The 24,119-nt window shown below is 68.1% G+C and carries 22 protein-coding genes; 15 read left to right on the forward strand and 7 right to left on the reverse strand.

The features are described 5' to 3' along the window. The first annotated feature begins 112 nt into the window (after positions 1-112). Positions 113-1,363 (forward strand): aspartate kinase, encoded by a 1,251-nt coding sequence (locus tag ASE02_RS10530; protein WP_056733906.1) that lies wholly within the window; start codon positions 113-115, stop codon positions 1,361-1,363. Here the strand turns inward: ASE02_RS10530 and ASE02_RS10535 are convergent. The 3 genes from ASE02_RS10535 to ASE02_RS10545 are packed head-to-tail and all read right to left on the reverse strand — an operon-like array spanning position 1,360 to position 3,943. Beyond that, complete coding sequence (locus tag ASE02_RS10535) at positions 1,360-2,310, reverse strand: NAD(P)-dependent alcohol dehydrogenase (protein ID WP_056733908.1); 951 nt, start codon at positions 2,308-2,310, stop codon at positions 1,360-1,362. The genes ASE02_RS10530 and ASE02_RS10535 overlap by 4 nt on opposite strands. Next, positions 2,307-3,299, reverse strand: coding sequence for a hypothetical protein (locus tag ASE02_RS10540; RefSeq protein WP_200957657.1), 993 nt, complete (start codon positions 3,297-3,299; stop codon positions 2,307-2,309). The genes ASE02_RS10535 and ASE02_RS10540 overlap by 4 nt, the downstream gene beginning before the upstream one ends. Continuing rightward, positions 3,296-3,943 carry an N-acetyltransferase gene (locus ASE02_RS10545; RefSeq protein ID WP_056733910.1) on the reverse strand — a complete coding sequence of 216 codons (648 nt, stop codon included), beginning with the start codon at positions 3,941-3,943 and terminating at the stop codon, positions 3,296-3,298. The genes ASE02_RS10540 and ASE02_RS10545 overlap by 4 nt, the downstream gene beginning before the upstream one ends. Before the next feature lie 116 nt (positions 3,944-4,059). Between ASE02_RS10545 and ASE02_RS10550 the strand changes: the two genes are divergently transcribed. Next, entirely contained in the window at positions 4,060-4,647 is a 588-nt protein-coding gene (locus ASE02_RS10550) for a TetR/AcrR family transcriptional regulator (protein ID WP_200957658.1), read from the forward strand. On the opposite strand, the gene ASE02_RS10555 is transcribed toward ASE02_RS10550, so the two are convergent. Further along, on the reverse strand, positions 4,633-6,036 hold the full coding sequence (locus ASE02_RS10555; RefSeq protein WP_056733912.1) for an MFS transporter: 1,404 nt from the start codon (positions 6,034-6,036) through the stop codon (positions 4,633-4,635). The two genes, ASE02_RS10550 and ASE02_RS10555, sit on opposite strands and share 15 nt — an antisense overlap. A 71-nt stretch (positions 6,037-6,107) precedes the next feature. Between ASE02_RS10555 and ASE02_RS10560 the strand changes: the two genes are divergently transcribed. Next, positions 6,108-6,725 carry a metalloregulator ArsR/SmtB family transcription factor gene (locus ASE02_RS10560; RefSeq protein WP_056733914.1) on the forward strand — a complete coding sequence of 206 codons (618 nt, stop codon included), beginning with the start codon at positions 6,108-6,110 and terminating at the stop codon, positions 6,723-6,725. On the opposite strand, the gene ASE02_RS10565 is transcribed toward ASE02_RS10560, so the two are convergent. Then, the gene (locus tag ASE02_RS10565; protein WP_056733916.1) at positions 6,722-8,452 is read right to left on the reverse strand and encodes an alpha/beta hydrolase; all 1,731 of its coding nucleotides are present in this window, start codon (positions 8,450-8,452) and stop codon (positions 6,722-6,724) included. The genes ASE02_RS10560 and ASE02_RS10565 overlap by 4 nt on opposite strands. Before the next feature lie 229 nt (positions 8,453-8,681). Between ASE02_RS10565 and ptsP the strand changes: the two genes are divergently transcribed. From ptsP to prfA, 8 genes are all read left to right on the forward strand, one after another. After that, on the forward strand, positions 8,682-10,940 hold the full coding sequence (gene ptsP, locus ASE02_RS10570; RefSeq protein WP_056733917.1) for a phosphoenolpyruvate--protein phosphotransferase: 2,259 nt from the start codon (positions 8,682-8,684) through the stop codon (positions 10,938-10,940). A 167-nt stretch (positions 10,941-11,107) separates the two neighbouring features. Then, positions 11,108-12,106, forward strand: coding sequence for a RodZ family helix-turn-helix domain-containing protein (locus ASE02_RS10575; protein WP_056733920.1), 999 nt, complete (start codon positions 11,108-11,110; stop codon positions 12,104-12,106). 72 nt (positions 12,107-12,178) lie between these two features. Further along, complete coding sequence (locus ASE02_RS10580) at positions 12,179-12,967, forward strand: TIGR00730 family Rossman fold protein (RefSeq protein WP_056733922.1); 789 nt, start codon at positions 12,179-12,181, stop codon at positions 12,965-12,967. 51 nt (positions 12,968-13,018) lie between these two features. Beyond that, positions 13,019-14,161 carry a flavodoxin-dependent (E)-4-hydroxy-3-methylbut-2-enyl-diphosphate synthase gene (gene ispG, locus ASE02_RS10585; RefSeq protein ID WP_056733925.1) on the forward strand — a complete coding sequence of 381 codons (1,143 nt, stop codon included), beginning with the start codon at positions 13,019-13,021 and terminating at the stop codon, positions 14,159-14,161. Between the two features lie 89 nt (positions 14,162-14,250). Further along, on the forward strand, positions 14,251-14,733 hold the full coding sequence (locus tag ASE02_RS10590; RefSeq protein ID WP_056733927.1) for a hypothetical protein: 483 nt from the start codon (positions 14,251-14,253) through the stop codon (positions 14,731-14,733). Positions 14,734-14,742: 9 nt separating this feature from the next. After that, positions 14,743-15,213 carry a hypothetical protein gene (locus ASE02_RS10595; RefSeq protein WP_156406006.1) on the forward strand — a complete coding sequence of 157 codons (471 nt, stop codon included), beginning with the start codon at positions 14,743-14,745 and terminating at the stop codon, positions 15,211-15,213. A 115-nt stretch (positions 15,214-15,328) separates the two neighbouring features. Continuing rightward, on the forward strand, positions 15,329-15,622 hold the full coding sequence (locus ASE02_RS10600) for a hypothetical protein (protein ID WP_056733930.1): 294 nt from the start codon (positions 15,329-15,331) through the stop codon (positions 15,620-15,622). Positions 15,623-15,757: 135 nt separating this feature from the next. Further along, on the forward strand, positions 15,758-16,834 hold the full coding sequence (prfA, locus tag ASE02_RS10605) for a peptide chain release factor 1 (RefSeq protein ID WP_082601997.1): 1,077 nt from the start codon (positions 15,758-15,760) through the stop codon (positions 16,832-16,834). Between the two features lie 76 nt (positions 16,835-16,910). Here prfA and ASE02_RS10610 read toward each other — a convergent pair whose 3' ends face one another. After that, positions 16,911-18,026, reverse strand: a complete 1,116-nt coding sequence (locus tag ASE02_RS10610; RefSeq protein ID WP_082601998.1) for a YihY/virulence factor BrkB family protein — start codon at positions 18,024-18,026, stop codon at positions 16,911-16,913. Positions 18,027-18,286: 260 nt separating this feature from the next. Between ASE02_RS10610 and ASE02_RS10615 the strand changes: the two genes are divergently transcribed. The 3 genes from ASE02_RS10615 to ASE02_RS10625 all read left to right on the forward strand — a co-directional run bounded on the left by ASE02_RS10615 (position 18,287) and on the right by ASE02_RS10625 (position 21,343). Next, the gene (locus tag ASE02_RS10615; protein ID WP_056733933.1) at positions 18,287-19,063 is read left to right on the forward strand and encodes an MOSC domain-containing protein; all 777 of its coding nucleotides are present in this window, start codon (positions 18,287-18,289) and stop codon (positions 19,061-19,063) included. Next, positions 19,060-19,932, forward strand: coding sequence for a peptide chain release factor N(5)-glutamine methyltransferase (gene prmC, locus ASE02_RS10620; protein WP_056733936.1), 873 nt, complete (start codon positions 19,060-19,062; stop codon positions 19,930-19,932). The genes ASE02_RS10615 and prmC overlap by 4 nt, the downstream gene beginning before the upstream one ends. 247 nt (positions 19,933-20,179) lie before the next feature. Further along, positions 20,180-21,343: a DUF4167 domain-containing protein gene (locus ASE02_RS10625; protein ID WP_056733938.1), complete on the forward strand. Its 1,164-nt coding sequence runs from the start codon at positions 20,180-20,182 to the stop codon at positions 21,341-21,343. Positions 21,344-21,438: 95 nt separating this feature from the next. Here the strand turns inward: ASE02_RS10625 and ASE02_RS10630 are convergent, their stop codons facing one another. Continuing rightward, positions 21,439-23,415: a TonB-dependent receptor gene (locus ASE02_RS10630; RefSeq protein ID WP_056733940.1), complete on the reverse strand. Its 1,977-nt coding sequence runs from the start codon at positions 23,413-23,415 to the stop codon at positions 21,439-21,441. Between the two features lie 146 nt (positions 23,416-23,561). On the opposite strand from ASE02_RS10630, the gene ASE02_RS10635 reads away from it, so the two are divergent. Beyond that, a complete protein-coding gene (locus ASE02_RS10635) occupies positions 23,562-24,044 on the forward strand; it encodes a Fur family transcriptional regulator (RefSeq protein ID WP_056733942.1) in 483 nt (160 codons plus the stop codon). Positions 24,045-24,119: the final 75 nt, after the last annotated feature.

A 24,119-nucleotide genomic window follows, 5' to 3' on the forward strand; every position in this document is an offset into this window, starting at 1 on the left:
GGCGACATCTTGCCGGCGCGCGACGTTTTTCCGCCTTCGAAAGGCAGACATTGCCCCCCAACGCTCCCGCCGCTATTAGGCGCAGCCTTCCCTCTCAAGCGGAGCTCTTGCGCTGTCTCGGCTAGTGATGAAATTCGGCGGCACTTCGGTGGCCGACCTAGAACGTATCCGGCGTGTTGGCCGGCTCGTGGCCGCGGAGGTCGCGGCCGGACACCAGGTGTGCGTGGTGGTTTCGGCCATGTCGGGCAAGACCAATGAACTGGTCGCCTGGACCGACGGCGCCGGCCCCGCCGCGCAAGGCATTGCGCCCTCAGATGATGAATACGACACCGTTGTCGCCTCGGGCGAACAGGTGACGGCCGGCCTGTTGGCCATGACCCTGCGCAATATGGGCCTGCCCGCCAAGTCGTGGCTGGGATGGCAGATCCCGATCATCGCCGACGAGGCCCATGGCCGCGCCCGCATCGACGACATTCCGCCCGAGAAGCTGTCGGCGGCGCTGGACGCTGGTGAGATCGCGGTGATCGCGGGCTTCCAGGGCGTGACTCGCGACGGCCGCATCGCCACGCTCGGCCGCGGTGGCTCCGACACCAGCGCCGTGGCGATCGCCGCGGCGGTGAAGGCGGTCCGTTGCGACATCTACACCGACGTGGACGGGGTCTACACCACCGACCCGCGTATCGAGAGCAAGGCCCGCAAGCTCAACAAGATCTCCTACGAGGAGATGCTCGAGATGGCGTCCCTGGGCGCCAAGGTTCTTCAAACCCGCTCGGTCGAACTGGCGATGGCCCAGAACGTTCCGCTGCGGGTGCTGTCCAGTTTTGTCGAGCCCGGCGAAGCGCCCGGCCAAGGCACCATCGTGTGCGACGAGGAAGAGATCATGGAAAAGCGGATCGTGAGCGGCGTCGCCTACAGCCGCGACGAAGCGAAGATCAGCCTTTTCGGCCTGCCCGACCATCCGGGCGTGTCGTCGGAGATCTTCGGCGCCCTGGCCGACGCCAATGTGAACGTGGACATGATCGTCCAGAGCCACGCGCGAACGGCCGACACTGCGAATATGGAGTTCACGGTCGGCAAGCGTGACGCGGCCCGCGCGGTCGAGATCGTCCGCGCCGCCCAGCCGCAGATCGGCTTCGACGACGTGGCCGTGAACGAAGACGTGGCCAAGGTCTCGGTCATCGGCGTCGGCATGCGCAGCCATACGGGCGTGGCCAAGACCATGTTCCAGTCCCTGGCCGAGAAGGGCGTCAACATCCAGGTCATCTCGACCAGCGAGATCAAGATCAGCGTGCTGATCGACGCGGCCTATACCGAGCTGGCCGTCCGCGCCCTGCACGCGGGCTTTGGTCTCGACCAGCTCTAAGGATTGATCCGCAGGAGCACCCGCCCCTGCTTGCCGCGGACGGCGAACCGGTCAAAGGCCGCGTTCGCCTCCGCCAGATCATGGACGCTGTCGACCGCCGCCCGCATCGCGCCGGTGGCGTGAAGCTCGATCAGCCGCGCCAGCTTCGCTGGATTTGACCGCAGCATCATCAGATAGCCGACACGCTTCGATGAGAACGCGGACCTGACGAAACCGCCGAGGTCGGCGGTGGGATTGGTCGTCACGTACATTCCACCCGCCGCGAGATACGGCACGGCCGCCCGAAACGACGACTTGGCCGGCGTATCGATCACCAGATCGAAGCGGTCGCCGCTGCGGTAGAGCGGTTCGCTCTCATAGGGCCTGATCTGCGAGGCGCCCTGCGAGCTGACCCATTCGCCATTGGCCGCCGAACAGACCGCGCTCACCTCCGCGCCCTGGCTGCTCGCCAGTTGGACGCCGTAGACCCCGACCCCGCCCGCCGCGCCGATCACCAGGCATCGCTGGCCAGGGCGCAGGGGCTTCAGCCGCTCGAGGATCTCGATGGCCGTCAGGCCCATCACCACCAGCGCCGCCGCATCCTCGTCGCCGAGCTGCGCCGGGACCACCTGCAGGTCGTTCTCGTCGATGCAGGCGTAGTCGGCATGGGTGCGCGGTCCGTTCAGCACATGGCTGTAACCGATCACGCGATCACCGGAGCGGATGCGGCGGCCGTCGCTGTGGGCGACGCCGACAAACTCAAAGCCGGTCACCGCCGGTCCGGCCCGGCGGAACGCCTTCACCTGCGGCCTCCAGCCCCCGGACCTGACCTGGACGTCCATTTCGTTGACCGCCGAGACCTTCATCTGAACCAGGACCTGACCCGGCTTCGGCGCCGGGACCGCGACCTCGACCACCTCCATCCGCCCATCGGGCGCGAGGGTCAGGGCCCGCATGACGTGGGTCATTGCAAAGCCTCCGATCCGACGCTGACCCCGAACGCCTCGAAGCGAGCCATGGCGGCGCGCGCGTCCAGGAAGCTCTCGGGGAACTTCAGCCCGGCCGTCGTCGGCGGGCCGCCATCGAGGCCCAGAATACGCTCGACCGCGACCAGCACACCAAGCGCCGTCAGGTGCGCCTGGCCGCGTGGATCAGATAGAACCGTGCGACGGGTCTCCACCTGCCCGCCCTCGACCTGCCCGGTGATGTCGATGAAGAGGTCGTGGGACGCGGAACCGCCCGCCTGGGTTCCGCGTGACTCGCCGGTCCCCAGATCGAAGCGGACATTGGGCGCGCCTGTGGTGATGGCCAGGCCAGGGACGTCCAAAACCCCCATCGGCATGGCGTCGAAGGCCGTTTGGCCGCGACGCGCCACCTGCCGACCGTTCACCTCGGCGTCCACCGAGGCCCACAGCCCGTCGCTGCGGATCAGGGCGCGGCCGACGAAGCCCGTGCTGTCGCCCATAGTCATCGGGCCGATGGGATCGGCGTAGTCGTAGAGCGCCGCCAGATCGATCCGGTCGACCCGCGTAAACAACGCCGCCGCAACCTGCGCCGCCAAGGTGAGCACGCCGGCCTGCCAATGGCCGAGCATCAGCACTGGACGCGCGGCGAAGGCGCCGGCCGCGACCGCGACGGGCGACATGGTGTCGGCGGTGCGGGTGACGCCGATATGAGCGGCCCCCGACCTCAAGGCGCCGAGCAGCAGGCCTTCGCGCGGGTCCTGCAAGGCCGCGACGACCAGATCGACCGGCCCGATCGCCGTCAGGTCGGCGTCGGGATCGGCGACGTCGAGCCGGGCGGTCTTCGCGCCCAGCTCCTTCGCCAGCGCTTCGCCGTCCGCCGGACGTCGGCCCGCCAGGATCAGTTCGACGTCATGGCCGGCCGCGCGGATATGGCGAGCGACCAGCCCGCCGACCAGGCCATAGCCGCCGGCGATCAGGATGCGCGGGCTCACAGCGCCACCGCCATGCGGTACTCGCTGGGGAAGGCGTGGTCACGCGACAGGTCCGGCGAGCGAGTCTCCGTCAGGATGCGCAGGCCGTTGGCCTGGTAGAAGCCGACCGCCGGGTTGTCGGCCAGGACGTCCAGCTGCAGTTCGCGGTAGCCGTCCGCCTTGGCTCGCGTGATCGCCGCCTGCAGCAATTGCCGGCCGCCCCCCTTGCCGCGATGGCGTTCGGGCGTGGACAGCGCGTGCAGGTAATAGACGTCTTCCGGGACGTGGGCGTTCAGATAGCTCGCCTGCTCGGCGCGCTCGGCCAGGCCCTTCAGCTCCTCGAACGACACCACGCCCTGGGCGATCAGATCGCCGGCCAGGGCCACCAGATTGTCCTTGAAGACGTAGAAGTTCGGCCCGGCGAAGCCGAGTTCCAGGCCCAGCAGTTCATCGCCATCGGTGGCCAGCGTGGCGGCCGAGGCCGCGAACAGGGTGTCGGGCACGGTCCACGAGGCGGCGACCATGCGTTCCAGCAGCCCTCCGCCGCCGAACTGATAATCGTAGCTGACGGGCCCGGTGGCCCGGATCAGTCCTGCGATGAGCGGGGCGAAGCGCGCCGCGTCATCGGGGGTCGCCTTGGAAACTTGAATCGACTTGGCTGTCATGAACGCCTCCGCTAGAACCGTCGCTATATTACGATCTGTAAGTTACGATTGGTAACATACGCAGAGCGATCGGTCGGTCAAGCGCCTTCGTGACGTGCGGCCTCGACGGGGAAAGGATGCTCGTGTCGGCCAAGCGGATGCCCAAGGAGCAGCGGCGGATCCAGTTGCTGGAGACCGCCTCGGCGATCGTGCGCTCGCAAGGCACTGACGCCCTGACCCTGGCCTATCTGGCCGAGCAGGCCGGCGTCACCAAACCCATCGCCTATGAGCATTTCGGCACGCGGGCCGGCCTGTTGATCGCGCTCTACCGCCACTATGACGCCCGCCAGGCCCAGGCGGCGCAGGCGGCCATCGCCGCGCGCGCCGAGACCCTGGAGGATGTGGTCGCCATCGTCAGCGCGGCTTATGTCGATTGCGTGCTCTCGGCCGGCCCGGAGTTCGGCGCCATCGCCGCGGCGCTGTCGGCCACCGAGGAGATGGAGGACTTCCGTCAAACGCTGCGGGACGGCTATGTCGACCTCTATCGCGAGGCGCTGTCGCCGTTCGTCGACCTGCCAGGCCCTGAAGGGCGGGCGGTCCTGCTGGGCTTGATCGGCGCGGCCGACGCCCTGTCGCAGGCCGCCGCCGTCCAGCGCCTGTCGCGCGCAGAGGCGACCATCGCCCTGACCCAGATCATGTTGGGCGCGCTGTCACGCCGGGGTTAAGCGCTGGACGGTGAGCCGCCAGGCGGTCCAGACGCCCAGCATCGCGATCGGCAGGATCGAGGCGAACACCCACAGCCCCGCCGCCTTGGCGGTCACCTCCGTCAGGCCGCCGGAGAAGCCCACCAGATTGGCGACCGCGCCCGCCGCCGCCGCCCCAACGGCCGAACCTGTCAGCCTGACCGTGGTCATGGCCGCCGCCCCGATGGCGCGCTCCTCCATCGGCAGGGCCGCCAGGATGCGCTGGCTCATGAACGCCCAGGAGAGGCCAAAGCCGCCGCCCAGGAACAGGCCCGCGATGATCACGCCCCAGACCGAGCCGGTGGGGAAGACGAGCGCGCTGAACAACACGCCCAGGGTCGCCACCACGGCGCCGAGCCGGATCATCCGCACCGGCCAGGCGCCGGTCAGGTGGGCGACCAGCAGCCCCATGACCGTCCAGGCCGCCGCCTCGCCGGCGATCACATAGCCCGCCGAGAGCGCTGAGAACCCGGCCAGGGTCTGGAGGATCGCCGGGCCATAGATCGAAAAGCCCATGGAGGCGGTGGTCAGCAGGAACATGGTGGCGAAGCCGGACCCGGCGATGGTCTTCAGGCTCCCCGATCCCTTCGGCAGCAGCCGCACGTTTGAGCGGCCATCCAGCCAGACCATGGCCGCCAGCAAGATGATCCCGACCGCCGTCAGGGCCAGCGACCCGGCGAAGTTATGGGCGATGTCGGCCAGGCCGATGGCCGAAACCCCCAGGGCGATCAGGCCAAGCTGGGGCCACGCCACCTTGCTGGAGCCCTCGCCGTCCTCGCCGCTCGGCAACAGGGCCCAGGCCGCCCAGGCCACGCCCAGCGCCTGGATCGCGAACAGCCAGAACACCCAGCGCCAGGCGCCCAGGTCGGCGAAGATCCCGCCGATCAACGGCCCCAGCAGGCTGGCCACGCCCCAGATCGCGGTGACGGACGCATAGACCCGCGGCAACAGGCGGTCGGGGAACAGCAGGCCGATGGCCACCGAGCAGAACCCGACCACCCAGCCGCCGCCCATGCCCTGCAGCAGGCGTCCGATCAGAAAGCTCCAGATGTCGGGGCCGGCGGCGCTGAGCGCGCAGCCGACCGCATAGAGCAGGGCCGCGGCCGCCGTCGCGCGGCGCAGGCCAAAGCGCAGCGCCAGCAGGCCTGAACTGGCGCCGGCCAGCACCGAGCCCAGCAGGAAGCCCGCCGTGGCCCATCCGAAATAGGCGTAACCGCCCAGGTCTGCGCCGACGCTGGGCATGATCGTGGCGGTGACCAGGGAGTCGGCGGCGCTGATCCAAACCCCAAGACAGATCAGGATGAAGCGCGGCAGGCGGCCGTCCGCCATCACGTCGGCCCAACTTCCATCCGCCTTGGTTGCGCCCGCCATTTGACAATCCCTTACTTTACTTATTCCGAGCTAGACCCGGCCGGCGGATTTTGCAATCATCCATTTGTCAAATGCGCACCACATCCGATCAAATCCTCCTGCTGCTCAAGAGCAAGGGACCGGCCCAGACCAAGGCGCTCGCCGAGGCCGTGGGTGTCACCCGCCAGGCCGCCCGCCTGCAAATGGAAAAGCTCGCGGCCGAGGGCCTGGTCGAGCACGTCACCGAACGAATGGGCGTCGGACGGCCCCGCCGCTCCTGGTCACTGACCGCCCTGGGGAACGGGCGCTTTCCCGACACCCACGCCCAGATGACGCTCGAACTGATCGAGGCGATCCGCGGCGAGTTCGGCGACGAGGGCATGGACCGGCTGGTTAAGCGCCGCGAGCAGGCGACGCAGGTCGGCTACCGCAAGGCGCTGGACGGCGCGGCGAGCCTGGAGGAGCGGCTTGATCGCCTGGCCCAGGTCCGCGCCGCCGAGGGCTACATGGCCGAATGGAGCCGGCGCGAGGACGGCGCCTATCTGCTGATCGAGAACCACTGCCCGATCTGCGCCGCGGCCAGCGCCTGCCAGGGCTTCTGCCGTTCGGAGCTGACCCTGTTCGAGACCATGCTGGCCCCGGCCCGGGTCGAACGCGCCGAACATATCCTCGCGGGCGCCCGGCGCTGCGCCTATCTGGTGACGCCCTAGCCGCGCCCGGGCGCCGGCAGCTGGAACTGCGGCGACCAGTGGGTGGCCGTGCCCGACACCACGTACCAAGTGATGAACAGCGCGCAGATCAGCGCGCCGGGAACGTGGCTGCCGGTCCGCCGATAGGTGAACACCGCGATCAGCCCGACCACCGCCAGCAGCGGCACGAACTGGATGCCGACAATGGTGTTCAGCGGCTCGCTCGGGATGGCCAGCCGGCCGGTGACGAACAGGCTGGCGTACTGCACCGCCAGCAGCACCACGAAGCCCAGGCACATGGCCGCCATCCCCGCCGCGTACTGGACCATCCGCCCCTCCCCCTTCACCGCGAGATTGGCGTGCAGGGCGTGCAGCGCGACCAGGAAGAAGGCCGTCCAGAGCGGCAGATAGGCCAGCGCATAGCCAAGGTGCAGTGCGTCCAACGGCTTCAGGCCCAGGACCCAGAACCGGTAGTCGACATGGAGAAACTGATCGACGATGTGGAGCGAGAGATAGCCCACGCCCGCCACCAACAGCGCGATCGCGGCCGACCGGAGCCAGTCGGTCTTCACGCTCGGCCTGGCGCTCTTCAGCACCAAGCCCAGCAGCAGGGTGAGCACGGCGTTGAGCAGCGCCCAGACCAGCAGCTGATTGGTGATCCACTGCGGGAAAAACGCCATCGGGAGGAACAGCATCCCGAGCTTCATGAACGGGAAGAAGGTGATCGCCGGCAGCGCCGCGGTCAGCACGAAGGCCAACCACCACCGCCCGCCGCGCCGCTCGGCCGCGGGCTCGGCGGGGTGAGCCAGGGCCCGGAACCATGGCGCCGACAGCAGCAGTTGGAAGGTCGCCAGCATCAAGATCACCAGCCCGGCGAAACCGATCAGCGTGCCGACCTCCTTCCAGATCCAGATCTGCTGGGTGGGCGGCAGGGGATTGGCCTCGCCGTCCAGGGTCTTCTGGAACCAGTCGACGGCGGGCGCGACCCCGGCGACCGAGAAATGCTCGGCGGGATGGGTGACCGGCGGCACGTACAGCACCCGGGCCGATCCGGCGGCGACATCACCATAGACCTGGCCGGGCACGACCGGGCCCGAGGTCCTGAACAAAGCCTGCAGCGCCTTGGATTTCGGGACGTCGACGCCCTTCTCCACCTGCCACATCAGCTCGGCGAACTCGTCATAGCCGCCGAAGACGATCGCCAGATTGCGCAGGTCGGCCTTGGCGGCCGAGCCGAACACCGCCCCGATGGCCGGGGTCGAGCCCTCCAGCACCACCGACTTGTAGCCCGCCGGGTCGGAAGCCGCCGCGCCGACCACCGGGCCGCCGCCCAGGCTGTGGCCTTCCAGACCGATATTGGCCTTGTCCACCTGGGGCAGGCTTTTGAGGTAACGCAGGGCCGCCGGGCCGCCGAAGTCGTTGGTCCCGACGATGCCGGTCGAACCGCCGTGCCCCGACATGTCCATCGCCAGGACCACGAAGCCGCGCCGCGCCAGTTCGATGGCGAAGGCCGACTGCATCTCGCGGGTGTTGATATAGCCGTGACTGACCAGCACGGCCGGCGCCGGCCTGGCCGCGCTCGCGCCGGGCGGGGTGTAGACCAGCGCCGAGAGGGTGGTCCCCTTGTCACCCGCAAACCGCACGTCCTGCACGGTGACGCCGCCGGAGGTCTGAACGACATGGGCCAGCAGCGACCCTGCCAGGATCACCGCCCAGCCGAGCGCGAACGCAAGCCAGCTCTTCCGCATCGCCGCCTCCCCAGACGAACCACGTTATTTCAACACTATGAGGCCATGTTGGGCGCTACGCCAGAGCTTGGCCGACGCGCGCAAATGCGCAGAAATTGCGCACTTGCGTCAGAAACGCCGGAGGAAATTCCACAGTGACGCTCACAAAAACTTGGGGTCGCCTTTTCGTCTCCGTTCCGACGTTCAAAGCTGCTACGAGGCGGAAAAGGACAGGGAGAGCAACCGACTGATGGCCATGCAGGGTGTCGCCATTCGGGGACAACGCAGTCTGCTTCGGCAGATTCGTGAGGCGCTTGCTTCAGGCGGGCCGGCGCAAACGCGCCTGGACAGCGTAGTGCGCATCATCGCCCGCTCGATGGTCGCCGAAGTCTGCTCGCTCTACATGCTCCGGGAACGCGGCGACATGGAGCTGTTCGCCACCGAAGGTCTGGATCCCGACGCCGTCCACGTCACCCGGATGAAGCCGGGCGAAGGCCTGGTCGGCGAGATCATGCGCCTGGGCCGGCCGCTGAACCTGTCGGACGCGCCGAACCACCCGGCCTTCTCCTACCGCCCCGAAACCGGCGAAGATCCCTTCCACGCCTTCATGGGCGTGCCGCTGCTGCGCGGCGGCCGCGCCATCGGCGTGCTGGTGGTCCAGAACCGCACCGAGCGCGGCTATACCGACGACGAGGTCGAGGACCTGCAGATCGTCGCCATGGTGCTGGCCGAGATGGTCGCCGGCAGCGAGCTGGAAGGCGAACTCAAGGGCGTCGAGATCGCGCCCCACCGGCCCGAGCGGCTGATCGGCTCGAAGTTCGCCGACGGCCTGGCCCTCGGCGTCGCCGTCCTGCACGAGCCGCCGGTCGCCCCCTCTCAGCTGCTGGCCGAGGACGTCGTCGCCGAAGAGGCCAAGCTCAAGACCGCCATCCAGGGACTCCAGGCCCAGATCGACGAGATGCTGGAGGGCCAGCACGGCCTGGTCGACGCCTCCTACGAGGTGCTCGACACCTATCGGATGTTCGCCCACGACCGCGGCTGGAACCGGTCGCTGGAGGACGCCGTCCGCAACGGCCTGACCGCCGAGGCGGCGGTCGAACGGGTTCGCTCCGAACACCGCGCCCGCCTGGGCCAGGCCCGCGATCCCTACCTGCGCGAGCGGCTGCACGACTTCGAGGACCTGGCCGACCGGCTGCTGCGTCACCTCTCCGGCGACGGGCACGTGGCGCGCGAACTGCCGCAGAACGCCATCCTGATCGCCCGCAACCTCGGCCCCGCCGACCTGCTGGAATACGACCGCACCAAGCTGGCCGGCCTGCTGCTGGAAGAAGGCTCTTCGGCCAGCCACGCGGCCATCGTCGCCCGCGCCCTGGACATCCCCTGCGTCGGCCGCCTGCCTGGCCTGCGCGACCGGGTGTCGGAAGGCGACCCCGTGATCGTCGACGCCGAGACCGGCGAAGCCTATCTGCGCCCGCGCCCCGACGTGGTGAAGGCGCTGCAGGCCCGGCTGGAAGTCCGCCTCCAGCGCCGCGCCGAGTTCGCCAAGCTGCGCGACACGCCCGCCTTCACTCGCGACGGCGCCAAGATCACCCTGCTGATGAACGCCGGCCTCGACGTCGATCTCGACATCCTGGGCGAGACCGGAGCCGAGGGCATCGGCCTGTTCCGCACCGAGTTCCAGTTCATGGTCGCCGAGGAGATGCCGCGCTTCAACGCCCAGGCTGCGCTCTATGGCCGGGTGATGGACGCCGCCGGCGACCGGCCCGTCACCTTCCGCACGCTCGATCTCGGCGGCGACAAGGTGCTGCCCTACATGGAGGCCGAGCGCGAGGAGAACCCCGCCCTCGGCTGGCGCGCCATCCGCATGGGCCTGGACCGCCCGGCCCTGCTGCGCCTGCAACTGCGCGCCCTGATCGCCGCGGCTCGCGGGCGGGCGCTGCGCATCATGTTTCCGCTGGTGGCCAGCGTGGACGAGTTCCGCGCCGCCCGCGCCCTGGTCGACCACGAGGTCGCCTGGGCCCAGCGCCGCGGACGCCCCGCCCCCTCGCGCCTCGACGTCGGCGCGATGATCGAGGCGCCGTCGCTGATCTGGCACCTGGACGCCCTGCTGCCGATGACCGACTTCGTCAGCGTCGGCACCAACGACCTGATGCAGTACCTGTTCGCCGCCGACCGGGGAAACCCGCGCGTGGCCGACCGTTACGACTTCCTGTCGCCTCCGGCCCTGCGGGCGTTGGAGACGATCCAGAAGGCCTGCGAGGAATCCGGAACGCCGGTCTCGGTCTGCGGCGAGATGGCCGGCAGACCGCTGGAGGCCTTCGTCCTGGTGGCGCTGGGCTTCGACCGCCTGTCCATGCCGCCGGCCGGCGTCGGGCCGGTCAAGCAGATGGTGCTGTCCTGCGATCGCGAGGCGGCTCGGCGCGGGGTTCAGACCCTGATCCGCGGCTCGGCGGGAACAATCCGCAACGAGATCGAGACGCTCGCGCGCAAATTGTATCTGGCGATCTAGAATTCGCGCTGCGAAGGACCAGGGCCACGCGGCCCGCGTCTGATTAACGCATTGAATTCCGACGCCTAGAATGATATTTACAATGGAATATTAAGACCTAGACAGTAACGTTGGCGGCACGTGGTTTCGCCTTTAGATCGTAGCTTTAACAGGGGTGCCAGGTAGCCATGCCGCTTGATACTGGCGGGGTTACAAATCTGCATTTGAGGATGGACGGTGATCGCGAAGCGAACCGTCAAAACGCCCTCACGCCTAACCTGGATGCGGGCCCCGATATTGGCGCGGCTCTGAAAGCCGCCCGCGAGTTGCGCGGTCTGAACCTGCAAGATCTCGCCGACAACACGCGAATCCGCCGCAGTTACCTGGCGGCGATCGAAGAAATGCGGCTGGACGAGCTGCCGTCGCGCCCCTTCACCATCGGTTATATTCGCGCCTACGCCGTCGCGCTCGGCCTGGACGGCGAGGCCGCCGTCGAACGCTTCCGTCGCGAAGAGCCGCTGACCGACAACGCCCTGCGCGCGCCGATCGGCGTCAGCGAGAGCAAAGATCCCCGCCTGACCCTGATCGTCGGCGCCGGAATACTGGTGGTTGCGGCCATCATCCTTTGGAACATCGCGCAGCGCGCGATGAGCGAGGACGCTCCGCCACCCCACCGCGCGCCTGAATCAGCCTTGGCCAAGGCCAAGCTGGGCGCCCCGGCTGGTCCGGTGTCGCTCGGCGCGCCGCTGCCCGCGCCGGTCGAGTCGACGACGCCGGCCCCTTACGAAACCCCCGGCCTGGCGGCCGCGACCGCCGCCGACGGATCGTCCGACGCCGTGCTGGCCGCCAAGAAGCTGGCCGCGGCCAACCCGGTCACCGGCCCCGTGGAACCCACCCGGCCGCTGCCGCCGACCTTCATCCAAAAGGGCGCCATCTACGGCGCCGCGCCCCAATCCTCGGTCGTCACCTTGCAGGCTCTCAAGGGCAGCTCGCTGATCGTGCGCGGCAATGGCGGCGTGGTCTATTTCGCCCGGCAGCTGGCGGCGGGCGAAGCCTATCGGGTGCCGAACTTCGCCGGCCTGACCATCGACTCCACCGACGACCACGCGTTCCAGGTCTTCGTCGGCGGCCAGTCCAAGGGCCTGCTGCCCTCCCCCACCATCTCGGCGTCGAAGCTCACGGGCTGACCGCCCCGTGCGGTTGTCTTGCCCGCCCCCAGCGGCGAAGCTGCCTCCCAGTACAGTTGGGAGGCCAGAATCATGAGCGCGGGCAAAGACGGTATCGACCGGGAACTGGCCAACGCCGCCCAAGTCGCCTCCCCCTCCTATCGCCTGGCCGCTCTCGACCCCGACTTCCTGCTGGGCGATTCCATGCGCGGCGTCCGCTTCCTGCTGGAATTCTCCAAGGCCGACGAAGCCCTGCGCGCCTGGGGCGTGCGTTCGACCATCGTGGTGTTCGGCAGCGCCCGGGTCGGCGAGAACGGGAACGAGCGCCACGCCCGCTGGTACGCCGGGGCGCGTGAGTTCGGGCGCATCGCCTCGGAACGCGGCGGCGCGATCCTCAGCGGCGCCAAGCCCCGCGACAACGTGATCGCCACCGGCGGCGGGCCCGGCATCATGGAGGCGGCCAACCGTGGCGCGTCCGAGGCCGGAGCCCCCTCCATCGGCTTCAACATCACCCTGCCGCACGAGCAGTTCCCCAACCCCTATTCGACGCCGGAGCTGACCTTCCGCTTCCACTATTTCGGCATGCGCAAGATGCACCTGGCGATGCGCGCCAACGCCCTGGTGGTGTTCCCCGGCGGCTTTGGCACCCTGGACGAGCTGTTCGAGATCCTAACCCTGCGCCAGGCCGGCAAGGCGCCGCCGATTCCGGTCGTGCTGTTCGACGAGACCTATTGGCGCTCGGTGATCAATTTCGACACCCTGGTCGCCGAAGGCATGATCAACCCCGGCGACCTCGACCTCTTCCAGTTCGCCGAGAACGCCGAGGCGGTCTGGGAGGCGCTGCTGGCCGGCGGGCTCAAGCCCGGCGAGGACATCACCTAGGGCGAACGGCCCCCTCGCGTTTTGCCGCGAGAGGCCCTATTTTCTCAGGCTATGAGCGTCCAAGATCATACCCACCTCCGCCCCTGGCGCGCCATCGACCGGCGAACCTCGCGCAAGATCCGCGTCGGCAATGTGGAGGTCGGCGGCGACGCCCCGATCACGGTCCAGTCGATGACCAACACGCTGACGGCCGACGCCGCGGCGACCATCGACCAGATCCGCCAACTGGAAGAGGCCGGCGCCGACATCGTGCGGGTCTCTTGCCCCGACGAGGACTCCACCGCCGCGTTCAAGACCATCGCCCGGGAGTCCAAGGTCCCGCTCGTGGCGGACATCCACTTCCACTACAAGCGCGGCATCGAGGCGGCCAAGGCCGGCGCGGCCTGCCTGCGGATCAATCCGGGCAATATCGGCCGGCCCGACCGGGTGCGTGAAGTGATCCAGGCCGCCCGCGACTACGGCTGCTCGATGCGGATCGGCGTCAACGCCGGCAGCCTCGAACCCCACCTGCTGGAAAAGTACGGCGAGCCCTGCCCCGCCGCCATGGTCGAGAGCGCGCTCGATCACGCCCGCATCCTCCAAGACAACGACTTCCACGAGTTCAAGATCAGCGTGAAGGCCTCCGACGTCTTCATGACCGTGGCCGCCTATCAGCAGCTGGCCGAGGCCATCGATTGCCCGCTGCATGTGGGCGTCACCGAGGCCGGCGCCCTGCGCAACGGCACGGTGAAGTCGGCGATCGGCATGGGCTCGCTGCTCTGGGCCGGGATCGGCGACACCATCCGGGTCAGCCTGGCGGCCGATCCGGTCGAGGAGATCAAGGTCGGCTTCGATATCCTGAAGTCGCTGGGTCTGCGCCATCGCGGCGTGAACATCATCGCCTGCCCCTCCTGCGCGCGGCAGGGCTTCAATGTCATCCAGACCGTGGAGACCTTGGAAGCCCGGCTGGCGCACATCTCCATGCCCATGAGCCTGTCGATCATCGGCTGCGTCGTGAACGGCCCGGGCGAAGCGCTGATGACCGATGTCGGCTTCACCGGCGGCGGCAAGGGCGCGGGCATGGTCTATCTGGCCGGCAAGGCCCATCACAAGATGGACAACGAGCGCATGGTCGAGCACATCGTCGAACTGGTCGAGGCCAAGGCGGCCGAACTTGCCAAGGCCGAGAACGCGACCCTGGCGGCGGCGGAATAATTCTCCCGTCGCGCGAACGGCGGTTCACCGACTGTTACCCTCAGACGAATTAACCTAGGCCTCGGCCATCCTTCCCCCGAGGTGTTGTCGTGACCACGCTCCCCCCGTCGACTGACAATCGTCGCGCCATCGTGCGCATCGTCGGATACGAAATCGTGCGCATCGCGACCTCGATGGCCCGGATGCACGATGACGACATCATCGAGTACGTGATCTTCACGGCGATCTGGGTGCTCAACACCCAGCACCTGATCACCGACAAGCGATACGCTCAGCTGAAGAGCATCCCGCCAGACACCGCCAGGCGCCCGGTCACCATGGACGAACTGCGCCGCACCACGCCGATGCCGGACCACATCCTGGTCTCCTATGTCGAGCAGCTGGTCGAGAAGGGGATTGTCGAGCGTACCCCCCGCGGACTGGTGGTCCCCACCGCGGTCTTCACCCAGCCTGAAATGCTGGACGGCACCAACGAGCTGTACGGCCGCATGATGGCCATGGTCTCAACCATGCGCGGCGCGGGCTTCAGTTTCGGCGAGGAGCCTGAGCACCTCGCCCACGGGACGCATTGAGGACCATCTGTGAGTAGCCCGCCGCCTCCTGGAACCGACAACCGCCGCGCCGTGCTCCGCGCCGTCGTCTTTGAAGTGCTCAAGGCGCAGCGCTCGCTCGCAAAGCTGCACAATGGCGACATGTTCGCCCTGATGGTCTTCACCACCATCTGGAGCGCCAACGGCGAGCATCTGATCGGCGATCCCCGCTATGCCGGCCTGCGCGACATCGCCCCCGACAGCACCATCACCCCGATCACCGACGACCAGTTGCAACGCGCCCTGGGCGCGCCGCGCGACATGGTCGATCGCTACGTGAAGGCGTTCCTCGAGGATGGCTGGATCGAACGCGTTCCCGGCGGCCTCGCCGCCCCGAGAGCGGTGTTCACCTCGCCCGAGATGATGGACGCGGCTAACGAGGTCTATGACCGCATCATCGGCCTGGTCAGCGCCCTGCGCTTGGTCGGCTTTGGCCTAGGCGAAGAGCCGACGCCGTCCTGAGGGGCCGACCGCCTCGATTTCAAATTGAACTTTGTCAAAGATGACGCCCCCGTCACCTCTTGCGTCCTTCGCATACCCTTGGTTAGGTGCGCATCCAAAACCAGGGAGAAACACGATGTCCGCAGACGGCAACTGGAAGATCACCATTCAATCGCCGATGGGCGCTCAAGAGGTCGAGGCTTCGATCACCACCAGCGGCGACACCTTCACCGGCACGACCAGCGGCCGGATGGGCGAGCAAACCATCGAGGGTAAGGTCGCCGGCGACACCCTGACCTGGTCGAGCGCGATCAGCCAACCGATGCCGATGACGCTGGAGTTCTCCGCCACCGTGGCCGGCGACGCCATGACCGGCAACGTGAAGCTGGGCGCCTTCGGCAACGCCCCGCTGACCGGCGTTCGCGTCTAAGATACCTCGCGAAAGCGATGATGAAGGGCCCCCTCCTCGCGGAGGGGGCCTTTTTCGTTGCGCGTCTGGGCGTTTGGCAACGGCGCTCGGGACCGCTAGAGAGGCGTCCCCACATTCACCCGTGACTGGAATACCGTGCGTCTTCCCCAGGCCAGACTGGATCAGGTCCTAGACCGCTTCCGCGAGATCGAGGCGCGCATGGGCGCGGCCACGGACGGGGCGGAAATCGTTCGCCTGTCCAAGGAACACGCCGAGTTGAAGCCGGTGGCCGACGCCGTCATGGCGGTGGCCCGCGCGCGCGACGAACTGCCCGAGCTCGAAGAGATGGCCAAGGCCGGTGATCCGGAGATGGCGGCCATGGCGCAGGACGAACTGCAGGCGCTGAACGACCGGCTGCCCGGCCTCGAGCACGAGGTCGCCCTGCTGCTCGCGCCCAAGGACAAGGACGAGAACGCCTCGGCGATCCTGGAAGTCCGCGCCGGCACCGGCGGCGACGAGGCCGCCCTGTTCGCCGGCGACCTGTTCCGCATGTACCAGCGCTACGCCCAGACCCGCGGCTGGCGCGTCGAGATCGACTCGATCTCCGAGGGCGAAGTCGGCGGCTACAAGGAAATCATCGCCTCGATCACCGGCGACGGCGTGTTCGGCCGGCTGAAATTCGAGAGCGGCGTCCACCGGGTGCAGCGCGTGCCCGAGACCGAAGCCGGCGGCCGCATCCACACCTCGGCCGCCACCGTCGCGGTGCTGCCCGAGGTCGAGAACGTCGAGATCGAGATCCGCGACCAGGACCTGCGGATCGACACCTACCGCTCGTCCGGGGCCGGCGGCCAGCACGTCAACAAGACCGACTCCGCCGTGCGCATCACCCACCTTCCCACCGGGATCGTGGTCACCTCGTCGGAAAAGTCGCAGCACCAGAACCGGGCGCGGGCCATGAAGGTCCTGCAGGCCAGGCTCTATGACCAGCAGCGCGAAGCCCTCGACAGCGCCCGCGCCGACGCCCGCAAGAACCAGGTCGGCTCGGGCGATCGCTCCGAACGCATCCGCACCTACAACTTCCCGCAAGGCCGGGTGACCGATCACCGGATCAACCTGACGCTCTACAATCTGGCCAAGGTCATCGAGGGCGAAGGGCTGGACGACGTGATCAATCCGCTGATCGCCGAAGACCAGGCCGCCCGCCTCTCGGCGCTGGAAGACGAGTACAACTAGAGCGCTTTCCGGCGAAGTGAACGCCGGATCGACGCCAGAAAGCGCGACAAAGCAAAGACCTAGAGCGCAGCGCGCTTTAACGCCGGAGCGCCCTGCGGACGCGCTCGGCCTGACGGCGGCCGTCGTCGACCGCCCGCTCCTTGATCCTGGAAATGTCCAGATGGAAGGCCAGGCCCACGGTGTCGGCCATCGCCGCGCCACGCTCGCCCATCGGGGCCGCCGGACCGATCGTGGTGTCCAGCGCCGTCTGGTGCTCGATCTCTGCGTTCAGCTCGGCGCCGAGCAGCACGACCATCACCGAAAACCAGATCCACATCATGAATCCGATCACCGCCCCCAGCGAGCCATAGGTCACGTCGAAGTGGGCGACGTTGTTGACGTACCAGGAAAAGCCCAGCGACCCGCCCAGCCAGAAGCACGCCGCCATCACGCCGCCGACCGAGACCCACCGCCAGCGCGCCCTGGCCCGGCAAGGGGCCAGCCGATAGATCATCGAAAAGGCGGCCGCCGCCATCAGCAGCAGCACCAGCCACCGCAAAGGGATCCAGATGCTCGCCAGTTCGTGCAGGCCTAGCCGCTCGAAGACCAGGGGCGTGGCCACCAGGATGGCGCTCATCACCACCAGGAACACCAGCGCGCCGAAGGTGAAGCCGTAGGTCAGGGCGGTGCGCCGCACGAAGTGACGCTTTTCGGCCTCGTCGTAGGCGATGTTCAGACCATCGAAGAGCGCCTTCATCCCGGCGTTGGCCGACCAGACCGACAGCAGCAGGCTGATCAGAAAGGCCACCGACAACGTGGCTTGAGGCCGGCTGGCCAACCGCATCATCTGGTCGCCCACGATCCCGACCACCTCCTCGGGGAACACCGTGGCCATCTCCGCCAGCTGCTTCTGGACCGCGCCCACATCGGCGAAGATCCCGTAGAGCGAGACGAACACCCCGATGGCCGGAAACAGCGCCAGCAGGGTGTAGAAGGTGACGCCCCCGGCGACCGCGGGCAGCCGGTCGCGACCGATCTCCTGATAGGTTCGCCAGAGAATGTCCTTCCAGCCGATCGGTGGAATCCGATGCGGGCCGTGGGCCAGCCGGCCGCGGCCGGGCTCGGCGATATCGAAGGCCTCCGGCGTCGCCTCGGCCTGCACGCTGAGGCCAGGCTTGGGCTTCATGACGCTGCGCCGCCAGAGCTCGGTCATGGCGACCAGCCCAACCCAGGGCGCCGCACGCAGGAGGATCGGCCCTGCCACGCGAAGCCCCGACTTGATCGACCGTAGTGAAATCTCTGGTCGTCGCACGCTTCGCACACCTCAAACCGAGCTTCAAAAACCCGCCAGATCGGCGCCCGTTCCGGTGGTTGTAGCGCGCAAAGCCGAACGACGCCCCCTCGGGCTCGCCGCGCCGCCTATCAGGACATAAGCTGCTTGTCCCGCCCTCGAGCTTGCAGGTACCAGGGACCATGACCGGCCACATCGCTGCGCTCTATCGTCACCCCGTGAAGGGCTTCACGCCCGAGCGGCTGAATTTCGCCGACCTGACCGTCGGCGGTCCGTTCCCCTGCGACCGGATGTTCGCCGTCGAGAACGGCCCATCGGGCTTTGATCCGGCCGCGCCCGGCTTCATCTCAAAGCAGAAGTTCACCGTCCTGGCCGCGATCCCCGAGGTCGCCAAGGCCCGCACCGCCTATGACGAGGCCAGCGCCACCCTGACGGCGACCGCGCCTGGGCAAGCCGACTTTTCCGGCGTGCTCTCCCAGGACCCAGGCCGCGAGGCCTTCGCGGCCTGGCTGGCGCAACTGCTGGGCGAGGAGGCGAGCGGTCCCCTGCGGGTCGTCTCGGCCGACGGGCACCGGTTCATGGACCACCCGCTGGGTCATGTCTCGATCGTCAACCTGGCCAGCGTCCGCGACCTGGAAGCCAAGATCGGCCGCCCCGTCGACCCCTTGCGGTTCCGCGGCAACGTCCTGGTCGAGGGTTGGCCCGCCTGGGCCGAGAACGAGTGGAGCGGCCGCGAGCTGATGCTCGGCTTCGCCCGCGCCAAGGTGTTCAAGCCTATCGTCCGCTGCGCCGCGACCCACGTGGATCCGGTCACCGCCGAACGCGACATGGATGTTGTAAAGGCCCTGTTCGACAACTACGGCCACATGAACCTGGGCATCTATGTCCACGTTACCGATTCTGGACGGATCGCAGTCGGCGACGCCTGCACCGAGCCGTCGATGGAGCCCGCCGAATGAGCCTGACCCTGCTGCAAGCCTGGCAAACAGCCAAGAGCAGGCTGGAAGCCGCCGGGCTCGCCGGCCCGGTCATCGACGCCCGCCTGTTGGTGGAAGCCGCCGCCGACGCCACCCGCGCCGATATCGTCACCGATCCCTACCGGGCGCTGACGCCGGAGCAGGAAGAACGCCTCGGCGACTATCTGTCGCGCCGCGAGGCCCGTCAGCCGGTCAGCCACATCCTGGGCCGCAAGGGCTTCTGGAAGATCATGCTGTCGGTGACGCCCGACGTGCTGACGCCCCGCCCCGACACCGAGGTGATCGTCGACTACGTGCTGAAGAAATTCCCCGACGAGGCGGCCGCCTTCCAGATCCTGGACCTGGGCGTCGGGTCCGGCGCCATCGTCCTGTCGATCCTGGCCGAGCGGCCGAAGGCCAAGGGCCTGGCGACCGACATCTCCGACGAAGCCCTGGCCGTGGCCCGCGAGAACGCCGCCAACTTGGGGCTGGCCAACCAGATCGCCTTCGCCCGCGGCAATTGGACCGAGGGCCTGGCCGACGCCAGCTTCGACATCGTCGTCTCCAACCCGCCCTATATCGCCAGCGAGGTCATCGAGACCCTCGAGCCGGAGGTGAAGGATCACGAGCCGCGCCTGGCGCTCGACGGCGGGACCGACGGCCTGGACGCCTATCGCCACTTGGCCCCGGAGATCCTGCGGGTGCTGAAACCGGGCGGCATGTTCGCCGTGGAGATCGGCTACGATCAGAAGGATGCGGTCGAGGCCCTGTTCAACGAGGCCGGCGCCGACGACGTCTGGACCATCAAGGACTTGTCGACCCATGACCGCGTTGTGGTCGGTGTGAAAAACCCCTTGGAAACCGGCGACTGAATCGCTAAGTCTTTGTCCTGTCTCCACCCAATTCGCCGGTGCTAGAGGTTTTGGTCGCCCTGTAAATCAGGATGATCAGCCGGCCCGGCAGGCGCGCAGGCCAAGCGTGTCTCGCGCCTCAAGGTCCGGGCGGACGACGGGGAACACTTACGTCTTCAACATGGACTTACGGGCGATTGGCCCGACCAAGGCGAGAGGATAGACCGCGCGCTTACCGGCGAGACCGAAGCGGCGGCGGACACAAAGAATGAGAGATTTCAAGGGTATGAAGCGCCAGCGCGGCCGCAATCGTGGCGGCGGCGGTGGCGGCAAACCGCAGCAGCAAAACGCGAACCGGTCGTTCGATTCGAACGGTCCCGACGGCGTTAAGGTGCGCGGCAACGCCCAGCACGTTTTCGAGAAGTACCAGCAGCTGGCCCGCGACGCGTCGTCGGCCGGTGACCGGGTGCTCGCCGAGGGTTACCTGCAGCACGCCGAACACTATTTCCGCGTCGTGCGCGCCATGCAGCCGACCAAACCCGCGGCCGAGATCATCGGCCGCGAGAACCTCAGCGGCTTCGAGATCGATTTCGAGGACGAGAGCGGCGCCCAGGCGGCGGCCGCGGCTGAAGCCGAGGCCTCGGGCGAGGCCTACTCCGACAACAACGAAGGCGAGGGCCAACAGCCGCGCGCCGAGCGTTGGCGCGACGAGCGTCCCCGTGACGACCGGCCGCGTGAAGATCGCCAAGGCGGCGGCCAGGGCGGCGGGCAACGCGACGACCGTCCCCGCAACGACCGCAATGATCGCAATGATCGCTTCGAAGGCCGCGGCCGCGACCGTTGGCGTGATCGCGACGATCGTCCGCGTGACGGCCAGCAAGGCCAACAAAGCCAGCAAGGCGGCCAACAGGGCCAACGCGACGCCCGTGACGACCGTCCCCGTGACGATCGCCCTCGCGACGACAGACCCCGCGATGAGCGCCCGCGTGAGGATCGCCCCCGCGACGAGCGTCCCCGTGACGACCGGCCGCGTGAGGATCGTCCTCGCGAGGATCGCCAGCGCGACGACCGCCCCCGGGCCGACCGTGACGACCGCCGCGAACGCGATGACCGTCCGCCGCGCGGTGAGCGTTTCGAAAACCGCCGCGACCGCGAAGACCGCCCCGAGCGTGATCCGCTGGCCGTGGTCGAACCGAAGGCCTCGCCGCTGGTCGCCAGCGAAGAGCGTCCCTCCCCGGTTCTGCGCGACGAGGACGGCGGCGAAAGCCACGCCCCGGCCTTCCTGAAGGCTCCGCGTGCGCCCCGCGCCCCCAAGGCCGAGGTCGCGCCCACCGCTGAAGGCGAAGAAAAGCCCAAGGCCCGCCGTCGCCGCGCTCCGCGCAGCTTCGAGGGTGGCGAAGGCGCTCCGCCGAACGAGACCGAAGAAGCCTAAGGCCCAGCAAAAAGGGCGGGGAGCTTTGCGCTTCCCCGCCCCAAGGCCGAAGACATTCAAATCCCTCCCCGCCGCGGGGAGGGATTTTTTGTGGCTTAGAACTTGTAGCCAGCGCCGACCCGGAAGCTGCGGCCTGGCAGCGGCGCCAGTTCCTTCAGGAACGAGGCGTGTTCCCGCGCTTCGGTGTCGTTGATGTTCCGCGCCTCGGCGAACAGCTTCAGATTCTTATCAGCGAACGGCGTGGCGCTGAGCGAGGCGTTCAGCATCATGTAGCTGTCGGTGGGCAGCTCGAATTCGGCGACGCGGTCCTGCTCGGCCACCCGGCGCAGCTCCAGTTTGCCCGTCCACCAGCCGGCGTCGAAGACCGCCCGGCCGGTCACCGACCACGGGGGAATGCGGGCCGGCACGCCCAGATCGGTCTCGCCGCGCACATAGTCGGCCGAGCCTTCCAGGGTGAAGCTGCGATCGCCGTCCTGCCACAGGCGGTAGGAGGCCTCCATCTCACCGCCGTAGAACTTCGCGTCGGTCTGCACGAAATGGTAGATGCGGAAACCGGAGTCCGCGTCCACCGCGCCGGTCGCCCGCAGGTCGACGAAGCCGTCGTACTTCACCGCGAAGGCGTGGAGATCGATCGACCAGGGCCCGTCCGCATAGTGCACGGTGGCGTCCAGCGAATAAGAGATCTCTTCATTGAGATCGGCGTCGCCGACCTCGAACTGCTGGGTCGCTGGGTGCGCGCCCTCGGAGAACAGCTCCTCCTCGGTCGGGGCGCGGCTGGTGCGCGAGCCGCTCAGCCCCAGGAACCAGCCTTCGGCAGGACGCAGGAAGGCGCCGATCGACGCCGAGATGTTGGTGAACTTCCGCTCGGCGATCTCGCTGTCGAGCTTACGCTGATCGAGACGCAGGCCGCCCTCGACGCCCCACTTGTCCTTGTCCAGCCGCTGCAGGGTGAAGATCCCCTGCTCGGTGATCTTGGTCTTGGGGATCAGGGCCTCTTCGCCGATGGCGTCGAAGTTGCGCTGTAGGGCCTGGACGCCCACCGCGCCCTGCCAGCCGCCACGGTCAGGTTGAACCAGTTCCAGCCGGCCTTCCCAACCGTCCGACAGGAAGGTGGTGCCGACCTCGTCGCCCTCGAACTCGGTATGCTTGTAGTCGGCCCAGCCGGCCGAGAACTTGATCTTGTCGAACGGCCCGAGATCGAGGTTCAGCTCGCCCTGGCCATCCACACGGGTCTGTTTCAGCCCGATGGTGACGTCCTCCTCGGCGGCGATGCCGTAGGTGGTGTCGGTCTTCTTGATCGATAGCCCGCCAAAGCCCTGGCTGCCGACATAGGACACCCCCGCGCCATAGGCCGTGAGCTCGACGGCGCTGTTGGCGACCTTGGTCTCCGAGAGGCTGGGCTCGGGCAGGCCCTCTTCAGCCGCCAACCGCCGGGACATCTGGGCCACGGGGACGGTGTAGTCCTCGCTGGTGCGGCGCAAGCCGTCGAGGCTGAGCACCCAGTTGCCGACGCCGGCCTTGAAGGCCGCCGAGGCCATCTTCCCGTCATCACCGCTGGACCCCGAGACCAGCATCCGGCCGTGGACGCCGTCGACCACCTGATGGGGGATCCGGTCGTCGATGATGTTGACGATGCCGCCGATGGCCGAGCCACCATAGGCCAGGGCCGAAGGCCCGCGCAGCACCTCGATCCGCTCGGCTTCCTGCGGGTCGGTCGCCACCTGGTGGTCGGGCGACAGGGCCGAGGCGTCGATCATGCCGACGCCGTTGGTCAGGACCAGAACACGCGGCCCGGCCAGGCCCCGGATCACCGGTCGGCTGGCGCCCGGGCCAAAGAAGGTGGAGCGCACGCCTGGCAAACCCGACAGCACGTCGCCCAAGCCCGCGGCCGGCGCGGTGTCCAGATCGTCGCGCTTCAGCACCTCGACGCTGGTGGTCGAGGAGTCCATCGAGACGACATAGGGCGCAGCGGTGACCACGACCTCCGACACCTCCTTCGTCACGTCGGCCCAGGCCGGGGTGGCCATCAGGGCCGCAATGCCGCTGGCGGCGAGGAGGTGGGTCTTGGTCATGGGCGACGCCTCAAGCAGAAAACAGGCCCAAGGCTTGAAATCGCCCCGCCCCGTTACGAAATAACACCTTCTGTTATGAGATAACATAACCATCCGTCAAGCGCCCCGTGCTTGCCGAGCAGCCAAGAGGCGGGTAGCCAAGGGACATGGGAGCCGAATGTCATCATCCGGACGGCGTGCATCCGGGCCTCAAGGGCTCGGCGCTGAGCCACGCCCTGGGCGCGGCCGAAAGCCGTTGCGTCGCCACCCAGGAGCGGCTGACCACCCCGCGCCGCCGGGTGCTGGAGCTGCTGCTGGAGTCCAACGCTCCGCAGAAGGCCTATGACCTGATCGCCGCCTTCGGCGCGCACGGAGAACCGGCCAAGCCGCCGACCGTCTATCGGGCGCTGGAATTCCTGGAACGGCTGGGCTTCGCCCACCGGATCGAGAGCCTGAACGCCTATGTGCCTTGCCGCATCGACGGCCAGAGCCACCGCGCCGCCTTCCTGATCTGCGACTGCTGCGGCGCGGCCGAGGAGTTCGAGCCGGACTTCACCGCCCAACTCGCCGCCGCCGCGAAGGCGGGCTACCAGATCTCGACCATCACCCTGGAAGCCCGCGGCCGCTGCTCGGCCTGCGGCGCCGACTAGAAACGCCCTCCCCCATCTAAGCTCGTCATGGCCGGGCTTTGTCCCGGCCATCCATAGACGCGGACGTCCGGGGCT

Origin of the sequence: Phenylobacterium sp. Root700 (genome assembly GCF_001429025.1) — a bacterium.
Classification (GTDB): Bacteria; Pseudomonadota; Alphaproteobacteria; order Caulobacterales; family Caulobacteraceae; genus Phenylobacterium.